Annotated in this window: 14 protein-coding genes and 1 pseudogene; 8 read left to right on the forward strand and 7 right to left on the reverse strand. The window is 59.2% G+C overall.

Features of this window, described 5'->3' with window-relative positions:
- Positions 1 to 171: DUF6894 family protein (locus Q2941_RS49175; RefSeq protein WP_458197190.1), on the reverse strand; the 171-nt coding region annotated here is incomplete at its 3' end.
- Positions 172 to 951: 780 nt separating this feature from the next.
- Entirely contained in the window at positions 952 to 1,182 is a 231-nt protein-coding gene (locus Q2941_RS49180) for a hypothetical protein (protein WP_458197177.1), read from the reverse strand.
- A 403-nt stretch (positions 1,183 to 1,585) separates the two neighbouring features.
- Between Q2941_RS49180 and Q2941_RS49185 the strand changes: the two genes are divergently transcribed.
- The 6 genes from Q2941_RS49185 (at position 1,586) to Q2941_RS49210 (ending at position 4,473) form a co-directional block, all read left to right on the forward strand.
- Complete coding sequence (locus tag Q2941_RS49185; RefSeq protein ID WP_458197178.1) at positions 1,586 to 2,365, forward strand: hypothetical protein; 780 nt, start codon at positions 1,586 to 1,588, stop codon at positions 2,363 to 2,365.
- Between the two features lie 4 nt (positions 2,366 to 2,369).
- Positions 2,370 to 2,771, forward strand: a complete 402-nt coding sequence (locus tag Q2941_RS49190; RefSeq protein ID WP_458197179.1) for a DUF6152 family protein — start codon at positions 2,370 to 2,372, stop codon at positions 2,769 to 2,771.
- 7 nt (positions 2,772 to 2,778) lie between these two features.
- Positions 2,779 to 3,279, forward strand: a complete 501-nt coding sequence (locus tag Q2941_RS49195; protein WP_458197180.1) for a DUF6644 family protein — start codon at positions 2,779 to 2,781, stop codon at positions 3,277 to 3,279.
- On the forward strand, positions 3,279 to 3,785 hold the full coding sequence (locus tag Q2941_RS49200; protein WP_458197181.1) for a DUF6644 family protein: 507 nt from the start codon (positions 3,279 to 3,281) through the stop codon (positions 3,783 to 3,785). The genes Q2941_RS49195 and Q2941_RS49200 overlap by 1 nt, the downstream gene beginning before the upstream one ends.
- Positions 3,785 to 4,252, forward strand: a complete 468-nt coding sequence (locus Q2941_RS49205; RefSeq protein ID WP_458197182.1) for a hypothetical protein — start codon at positions 3,785 to 3,787, stop codon at positions 4,250 to 4,252. The genes Q2941_RS49200 and Q2941_RS49205 overlap by 1 nt, the downstream gene beginning before the upstream one ends.
- A gap of 65 nt (positions 4,253 to 4,317) precedes the next feature.
- Positions 4,318 to 4,473 carry a hypothetical protein gene (locus Q2941_RS49210; RefSeq protein ID WP_458197183.1) on the forward strand — a complete coding sequence of 52 codons (156 nt, stop codon included), beginning with the start codon at positions 4,318 to 4,320 and terminating at the stop codon, positions 4,471 to 4,473.
- A gap of 218 nt (positions 4,474 to 4,691) precedes the next feature.
- On the opposite strand, the gene Q2941_RS49215 is transcribed toward Q2941_RS49210, so the two are convergent.
- On the reverse strand, positions 4,692 to 4,829 hold the full coding sequence (locus Q2941_RS49215; protein ID WP_458197184.1) for a hypothetical protein: 138 nt from the start codon (positions 4,827 to 4,829) through the stop codon (positions 4,692 to 4,694).
- 164 nt (positions 4,830 to 4,993) lie between these two features.
- On the opposite strand from Q2941_RS49215, the gene Q2941_RS49220 reads away from it, so the two are divergent.
- Entirely contained in the window at positions 4,994 to 5,215 is a 222-nt protein-coding gene (locus tag Q2941_RS49220; RefSeq protein WP_458197185.1) for a hypothetical protein, read from the forward strand.
- Complete coding sequence (locus Q2941_RS49225; protein ID WP_458197186.1) at positions 5,197 to 5,325, forward strand: hypothetical protein; 129 nt, start codon at positions 5,197 to 5,199, stop codon at positions 5,323 to 5,325. The genes Q2941_RS49220 and Q2941_RS49225 overlap by 19 nt, the downstream gene beginning before the upstream one ends.
- Before the next feature lie 1,030 nt (positions 5,326 to 6,355).
- Here Q2941_RS49225 and Q2941_RS49230 read toward each other — a convergent pair.
- The 4 genes and pseudogenes from Q2941_RS49230 to Q2941_RS49245 all read right to left on the reverse strand — a co-directional run.
- Positions 6,356 to 6,598 carry a hypothetical protein gene (locus Q2941_RS49230; protein ID WP_458197187.1) on the reverse strand — a complete coding sequence of 81 codons (243 nt, stop codon included), beginning with the start codon at positions 6,596 to 6,598 and terminating at the stop codon, positions 6,356 to 6,358.
- A gap of 371 nt (positions 6,599 to 6,969) precedes the next feature.
- Positions 6,970 to 7,182, reverse strand: a complete 213-nt coding sequence (locus tag Q2941_RS49235; RefSeq protein WP_458197188.1) for a hypothetical protein — start codon at positions 7,180 to 7,182, stop codon at positions 6,970 to 6,972.
- A gap of 248 nt (positions 7,183 to 7,430) precedes the next feature.
- A complete protein-coding gene (locus Q2941_RS49240) occupies positions 7,431 to 7,616 on the reverse strand; it encodes a hypothetical protein (RefSeq protein WP_458197189.1) in 186 nt (61 codons plus the stop codon).
- Positions 7,617 to 8,231: 615 nt separating this feature from the next.
- Positions 8,232 to 8,447 (reverse strand): annotated as a pseudogene (locus tag Q2941_RS49245) (ATP-dependent DNA ligase); the annotation flags it as partial.
- Positions 8,448 to 8,814 lie beyond the last annotated feature (367 nt).

An 8,814-nucleotide genomic window follows, 5' to 3' on the forward strand; every position in this document is an offset into this window, starting at 1 on the left:
CTTCAACATGGCAGCCAACGTATTTGCGGCCTCCAGCTCAGCAACCCTTTCATTCGCCAGTTCTAGACCTTCTTCGTTCGGGTAAAGCTCAGCTCCGTCCCTGATGTCGAAAAAGTAGCGGATGACAGCAACGTCTCCAGCCGCCGCGGTCCAACTCTGGCGACCCTTCACTGTTCCTAGATCGCAAGGAGGCGCAGGCTTCCCCGCTTTAGAGCCTCACGGCTCGCGCCCAAGGAACGATCAAAAAAACGCACAGTTAGGCAATGACCCGGGTCCCCTGGATAATGGGACGATTGCCCGTGCTCGACCCTGATCATGTTTTAGTTGTTTGTCCGAATTGTCGGGCTTGGCCGATGGCTGCGAACTTCATCGGATCCAGGCGGACCGGCCATCACGAAATTGATTTCCAGTGCCCGCGGTGCGGCCATGGAGAAGCATGGACGATTGGCAGCAAAGGCGCGGTTAGAACGACCGCGAAGCGACGACGCCGCGGGTTTGCAGCTTCAATCGACGAGTGATGGGCGTTTTCCGGGCGCCTGTCATGCTTCGGCGGCTTTACTTCTTTTTGGTGCCGTTCCAAGGTTTTCCGTCCGTTCAAAAAGGGGCGGAGGCAGGCACGGACAGACCGGAGATGATGACGGCCGCTGCTGCAACGCGGTCGATATCGTCAGGTAGCGGGGCCGGCCAGATGGATGAACGATTGATCTTAAGGCCTCTGCAATTTCAGTCCGAATCGTCAAGCTTTCACGATATCAACAGTCTCGCTGAGCTTGGTTTCAGCGTCCCTGTCCATTCTTCAGAATGAAGCCGTCTTTGACGACCTGATCTGCCAAAGCTCGGCTGCAATAGGCCTGCTGCTTCCCGGATGATATAGCCTTCCGTTGCGCTCGTGCAGATGACCGTAGAGCAATGCTTGTCGCAGCAGCCTTTGGATCACTCGTGAAATGGCGGTCATTGCTTTAGAAGCCTGACATAGGTCCCGCTTTCGTGGAGCTCGAGCCACCTGCGCTCGACCGCCGTCTTGATGCCGGCGCCGAACTCAGCACCGCTGCGAAACGGCGCGTTGATCTTCTCAATATGGAGGCCGTCCTGGACGGCTTCGATGCCATTGGCGATTTCCACTAGCTTGCGCGCTGCGGCTTCCGGCGCCGCTCCAGGGCGTAAAGAGCGCGCGAAGCGCACGGAAACAGGGCCGAGCCTTCGCAGCAGACCGTTGGAGCCTCTGCGAACTGATAAATTGCTGGCAATGCGCCATCCCGATCTCTGGCAGGACGATCGCGGCGCGGCGCTCGGACAGGCATTCGAGAAAGCTTGCGGGCACATCCTTGAAAATCCAGCTCGCGAGCGCAGGGGCGAGAAAGTCCTCGCTCAAGAAATCCGTGGATTCGCATTTCCTGCCACTTCACCGATTATCCCCGCAACGGAGGCATCGATGGCGCCACGGTCCATGAAAAGGCCAACCCTCCTAATTCGACCGGTACGATACATCCAGCAAGTGTGAAGTGGCGTGTACGCGGCAGTGGCTTTCCTTTCGCAATTGCACAACCTATCCTAACGTGGAATTTGCTGGAAGGTCGCATGTCGCATGGCCAAGAAGCTTGCGGAGCGGTTTGTGCTGGTTGGTTCTATCGCGGCCCTGCTGCAAACGCTGGCTGCGTTCACCGCCATGGCGGAGGCTGATTTCAACGGCGTATGGCTTCCGGACATCAGGGACCAGAAGCGTCAGGAGACGGCGAACATGCCGCCCTGGAAGCCGGAAATTCGGCAGCAGGTCCAACATCTGATCGCCGAGGAAAAGGCCGGCCGGCCTTTCCTCGTCCTGAGCCATTGCCTGCCCCACGGCATGCCGAGCTGGATGCTGATGATGCACAATGCGTTCGAGGTGCTCACGACCCCTGGCCGCATCACCATGCTTGGCGAGGTCGACGGCAACCGGATGCGGCGAATCTACCTCGACGGCCACCAACACCCGGAAGATCCGGACCTGACGCTGCACGGCCATTCGATCGGTCATTGGGAAGGCGATACGCTGGTGGTCGACACCACCGCGATCGTGCCGCAGGCCTATATCGCGATCAGCGAGGCGGTCGGCATCCCCAACAACGGCGACATGCACATCGTCGAGCGCATCCATTTGACCGAGCCGAATGTCATGCACGACGATCTTGAAATCACGGTGCCAAAAGTTCTCACAGCGACGTGGAAGACGACGCGAATTTTCCGCCGCTATCCCGATCGCCACTATGAAATAATCGAGGGTGAGTGCGAGCAGGAAGACCTGATCCCGGGCAAGGATGAGCACGGCAACGACATATTCATCACCAACGCGCAAGGCGCGTATGGGACGGTTCACACCGCAAAATAGGGGAATGATCGAGATGCCGCCGAAGGTCCCTCTTCTTGCCGCTTGCCTGGTATTGTCTTTCGGCGGCATCGCAGCCGCGCACCATTCCAATGCCGCCTACGACAGCGACCATCCGCTGACGATGGAGGGCACCGTCAAGCAGGTCAACTGGACCAATCCTCACATCAGCTTCGTTGTGGAGTCCGACGCCAAGGAGGGACCGCAGTCCGGCACCTGGGTGTTCGAGGTCTCAAGCCCCGGGGTGCTGACGCGCTCCGGCTGGACCAAGCGTTCGCTGCAACCGGGCGATCACGCCGTCTTCCATTACTTGCCGTTGCGCGACGGCAAGTCCGGCGGATTCCTGCGCAAGGTGACTTTGCCGAACGGCCAGGAATTGACCTACACACTCATGCCGGAAGAGCAGTGATCCCGCGATGGAAGCGCTGCTGAGCGAGTTTTCGAAGTGGCTGGCAGCGACGTCGCTCAGCCACACCATCCAGACAGCCGGATGGATCATCCCGACCCTCCAGACCATTCACATTCTCTGCGTGGCGATCGTGTTTTCTTCCGCGCTGCTGGTGGACTTGCGTTTCTTCCGGCTGTTCGAGCGCGATGAGCCGCTGCGTGAGGTCGCGCGGCGCTTTCTGCCCGCGATCTGGCCGGTCCTGTTGATCCTGCTCGTGACCGGCAGCTTGTTGATTATCGGCGAGCCGCGCCGCTCGCTCGTCAATTCCACCTTCTACATCAAGATGGCCTTGCTTCTCGCCGCGATCGTACTGACCGCGGGTTTGCAGGGCTCGATCGCGTCTTCGCCGGAATTTTGGGAGAAGGATCAAAGCCGGATGGTGGGAAAGGCGCTCGGAACGGTGTCGATCTTGGTCTGGTGCAGCATCCTGGTCGCCGGGCGTTGGATTGCCTACACGCAGGTGGGGTGATGTCTCAATTCCGGGATCTTGTTGCCTACTTCGAGGACAGCGGGCTCGCCGAAAACATTCGCGAGAACGACACGCTGTTTCCGTCCATTGAATCGGTGCACGTCATCGCGATCAGCCTCGTCGTCGGCTCGATCCTCGTGCTGGACTTGAGATTGCTCGGGCTTGCCTCGACCGATCGGCCGGTGAGCCGCCTCGCGAGCGCGGTTCTGCCGGTGACCTGGGGCGCCTTCGCGGTTGCGGCGAGTTCGGGCTTTCTGCTCTTCATCTCCAATGCCGCCAAATATCTGGCCAATGGCTACTTCGTCGCAAAGATGGTTTTGATCTGCGCGGCCGGGCTCAACATGATCGTCTTCCACGCCGTCAGCGCGAGGGACTTGCCGGACTGGGAGAAGCAGGCCCTGCCGCCGCGCCGCGCGCGGCTGGCGGGCGCGCTGTCCATTCTGCTTTGGATCGCCGTCGTCGCCTGCGGGCGCTGGATCGGCTTTACCATGCAGGTGCTCCGATGATGAGCAGCATCCGCCTGCGCGCATGTGTCATAGTCGCGGTCGCGCTGTTGGTCCTGGCCGCATCGCCATCGATGTCCGACGACGCGGTGTCGATGCCGCCCTTCCAGCCTCATGTCGATATGAAGACGTTCATGGAGCACGTGCTCACTCCCGCCGCGCAAATTATCTGGAGCGTGAACGGATCGATGATCGACAAAAGCGGCGAGCACGAGCAATCCCCCAAGACGGACGATGACTGGGAAAGGGTGGTCAGCGGCGCCGCGACGCTGGCGGAAACCACCAACGCGTTGATGATTCCGCAGCGCGCGCGGGATGCGGAGTGGAACGGCTACGTGAAAAAGCTCGCGGATGCCGCAAACGAGGCCTACCGCGCCGCGGAGGCGCAAGACCTGAAATCGATTTCGGACGTGAGCGACCGGCTCGACGGCATCTGCACCGCCTGCCACCGCCATTATGGGCTCGAATAGAGCCCTGAACAGCCGCACGGCCAAGACACCGCTCTAGCTCACGGTTCGTAGATCGACTACGAAAATTGATTAGCGAGAGTGAGGGGATCACGAAATCCCTGTTCAAACGGCTGTTCTTCGCTTGCGGCTGGATCGGCCTGCTTCCGAACCTGGTCTTTCTCGTCGTGTCCTTCTCGCGCGACGTTCCAGTCGAGACCTCGGCAATCGAGAACCGCGCTTGAACTGGTCTGGGTCGGCGACGTTACTTTCTTCGGACTCGGCGCTCTGGTCCTCAACGAGGAGAGCGAATAGGCGCAGGTTCGGCTGCTATCGGGCTCGCAATGCACCGCCGACGGCCCGGGCGATCAAGACGAGGCCCGCCTGTTCACGCTGGCGGGCCTTTCTGTTTTGGAGCAACTGCGATCCGACCTAGCGGCTTCTCTCCCAGCCCGTTCGAACACTAGCGGCCCTGAGTGCGCTGAATTTCGTAGTTCTCTAGCCGCTCGACACCTTTCTGGATCTCGTGCTGTGAGAGCCAGAGCTCGAACAGGAACAGCGAACCCGCGAGGGCGCCTAGACCGAAGACAAGCCTTGTCATGGGGCGGAAATGCGTCTTCTGCCGCCTAGTTCCTCGGCGGAAAGCTGTCGTTACTGCGGTTCCTATGTTAGCAGGCGAACATTCGCAGGTGCATAGGTCCGCTAAGCTCCACCTTAACGAGATGTCTGATTCCACGTGTGGCGGCTGCGCATGGGATTTATTGGATGGGCATGCTGGACGATCGCATGAAGCGAGAGGTGGAAGAGTTCCGACGGCTAGAGCGGATTTGTTTAGACGAAGCCCAGCTCGCCACGATGGAGCTCGAACGGATCGGCTTGTTGAAGGTCGCTGAAGATTGCAGGCGTGCGGCCGAGGAAATCGATGCTCGGGCTCCCAAGGGTGGGGCTGCAAACTTCCTGGAGGGGTTGTGGAGACGCGGACGCTGATCAGCCCGGTCGTCTGGGCATTCGTTCTGACCGGCCTCATTCTGTACGTCGCGCTCTACTTCCCCTGTAGTGCAGCCAACATCATGGTCGAGGTCTGCGAGCGTTATTGAGCTGCATGCCGCCCTTTGTCCGTTAGCTCGTACCTCTGTCCATTCTTCAGGATAAAGCCGTCCTTGATGGCTTGATCTGCCAAAGCCCGGCTGCATACAGGCCCGCTGCCTCCCGGGTGATATAGCCGGCAGCCGCGCTCGTGCAGATAGCCATAGAGCAGGGCTTGTCGCAGCACCCTTTGAATCCCTCGCGAAACAGTGGTCATTGCTTCAGGAGCCTCACATAGGTCCCGCTCTCGTGCATCTCAATCCAGCCGCGCTCAACGGCATGCTTAATGCCCGCGCCCGAGGTGGTGAACGAGAAGGCCCGCCGGTATCACACTGGCGGCCCGTTCTCCGTTCGTTAGGCTTCCCTGCAAGCAACCGCGAAGTTTTGGCAGATTGAGGCAAACGCTTTTTTCGCTTCAGTGGTCTCAAAGCAAAACCGCGTCCCAGCGTCGCCACGCTCGATCCACCAGTCAATCTTGCTTCCCCGCGCGATGCGGGATGCTTCCCCGCGCAACTGATCCAGTTGCCTTCCAGAGGCCCGAAGGATCAACCCCAGCAACCAAAGCCTAGCTATGCCAAGCTTCTGTGAAGAGCTTCACTCGCGAGTGCAATAAGGTGAGGAAAGGCGCCACCGGGGGTTGGGCAAGTAGTGGCGCCTTTTCTCCAAGCACAAGGCCGCAAAGCATCCCCAAGCGGCCCCGTCCCAACGCGAGAGCCTGTGCCGATTTCGTTAGTTGAGTGAAGGCCCGTCAGCGGGCGGCCGGGTAAGGCGGCTGTCAGCCTGCCGTGCGATCTTTCGTTTCCCCCGCGGGATTGGCGGCTGCGAGGTCCGGTTCGGATTTGCCTCCAATGCCGGGCCTCTAACGCCTTGACGGATGGCAGGCCGCTCCCGAAGTTGTCCGTCCACAGGACCTACAAGCGGCTGGCGACGCACTCCGCGGTTTGAGGCGGTGAGCCTGAGGGCCCGTCGGCTCCCGAGGCAGGCAGGTTTTCTTTTGGTGCGGCTGCCGAGTTGCGAAATCATTCAGCGCCCGCGGAGGAGCTAGTTCAAGCGGATCTCATAGCGATGTTTTAGCCGGTCGCGCGTGGTCTCTGCGGCATGCTGCACGCGGGCGATATCGCAGCCCTCCTGTGCCACCACATGCAGCCTCCAGTTCGTGCCGGGGCTGTCGCCTTGCTTTAATTCGATTTCAACGGAGACGACCGTTTCGGTGCCGGGAAAACTGTGGACCTCCTGCAGCGCGATACGCTCAAGATCGTCCTTCGAAACCAGCAATCTTGACACCGTCACCTCCAGGCAAGAACTTTGGCGTTGAACCGCGCTCTTCCAACCGGGGCGCTAGTCCCAATGTTCCTACGCCGCCAATCTACTTGATGATGTCGATTGCACCCTCCAATGCCGTCTACCATTGAAACACTCGTTTCCGTCCACGTGCGTTTGAAGAACCGGCGAGCGCTGGAGGAGATGAGAGAGCTCCGGCGTCAGTTGCTGCAAATCCTCCAGTGCACGGCCAGCATCGATCCGCGCCATGCACTAAAATACGTTCATGATGATCTGCGAGTGATCGAAGAGGGGCTGGAGCAGCTCCGGCCGCCACGGTACGGCTGACGCCCTGCCGGTTCACGCTGGCGGGCCTGATTTCTCGCTTCTGCTTGCTAGGCTTCGATGCAAGAAACAGCGAAGTTTTGGCAGATTGATACAAACGCCCGTTTGGCTTCAGCAGTCTCAAAGCAAAACCGCGTCCCAATCTCGCCGCGCTCAACCCACCAGTCGATTTTATTTCCTCGTGAAATGCGAGATGCCTCTCCGCGCAACTGATCCAGTTGGCTTCCAACAGCTCGTACAATCAAACAATTCGTCTTTGCCATGGAAAACTCCCTCGGGGAATATTGTCAAAGAAACGGTGGACACCAACCTCCGTTCCTCGGTGAGCCGAATTCTCCAACCGGTTTCCAAGGACTGGCGGTGGAACGACTCTCGACAGAGCTAGTCAACTCCATGCTCTCGGTACAACCTCCAATGAAACCACGCCGAGAGAAAACCTTCCTACAAGGTTGGCGGCCTCGGTACCCCCTCGCTGGGGTCGCTTGTCGGAAAGCTAGTGGGTTTGGTGATGTTAAACGACGCACTTCTGGATGAGTTGAGACAACTGGAGCGCGAGATAATTGACGGTGAGCGGCGCCTCGCGGAACAGGAGGCATTGGTCATTAGTTTGAAACAGCAGAATCATGACACCAGCAGCGCTCAAGCCGAACTGGAAGGATTGCGCGAGAACCAGCGCCGCCGTCAGCAGGATCGGCATCGCATCTTGTCGCTGCTGCAACCGTAAGTCCCTGATCGTTGAGCTTTCCGTATGTCCAAAAGTGAACATAACTCATCCGCATTCCCGGGCATGCTTGAGGTCATGCTCACGCAAGCGCGCCCGAGCGAAGCAGTCAGGCCTCCTTCCTGCGACGACTGCCGCACGCCAGCTGCGTTCAGGACCGAGATTCAGACGCGAGACGGCCAGTCTGTACGCGTGTACCAGTGCGCCAACTGTGCGAAGATTATCTGGGACGATTAGGGCGGTCCCTCAACTGGCGCCTCCGTCTTTAGCCGCCTCCGACATCTTAATCGTGCGCCGGAGTTCAGTCTGACGCTTCACGCCCCTTAGTAGTCAGCTCGTATCGATCGTCGTTCTTTGTCAGCCAACCGCCTTCGACGAGACGGAGTGCAAACAATTTCTTGCAAACCGGATGAAAGGCGCCCGGGTGATAGATCTGGTTGTTTCGCTCGACCAAGTAGCCGTAGAGCCGGGCCTGCCGCAGAGTCCTACGCACCCCTAGTGAAAGAACCAACATAACAATCTCAAGCGTCGGTTCGAAAAAGTGTTCCTGCGAATGGCAAGACATCGCGGGGCGCTTATGGCCGTACGCGGTCACATCTCCCGCTCCATTGCAGGATGGCTTCGGTTCTTGACCTTGATCCAAAATTTTTGCCTGCCACCGCGATATGGCCGGTCGCGATGCTTCGAGACCAGACCTTCAAGGCCCATGCGACACGCGGCACGGAATAGGTCGGGGCCGATCTCGCCTCGCTCGAAAGGCGCCACGGTGATGCCGTCCGACCGGCGCGCCAGTAGCCGCTCCAAATTCCAGGGCGTTCGCTTCCTGAACAGCCGTTTACGTCGGAGAGCATACAGCGTGGGAAATGGCGAACGCGCTCTACGACAGCATTCTGTGTATGCGGCACTCAATGGTTCGCTCGCGAGAACGAGGCGTCGTCGCCATACGAGTGGCGAAGCTGGTGATCAATTCGCGGTTTTGGCAATGGTGGTCTTCGCCGCTGCCTGCGAAGTAGGTTGAGCGTTCTTCTAAGAGAACAGCCAACTTATTAAGTTATATGTCGCTGTACCGAGAGCGTAAAGCCAACCCGCCGTGAGCACGAGTGCGACTAACAAAAAAACAGCTTCGGGGACCCGTCCAGATACGGCAGTGGGCTCGGCCGCGACTTGATTCGGC

Source organism: Bradyrhizobium sp. UFLA05-153 (assembly GCF_054185185.1).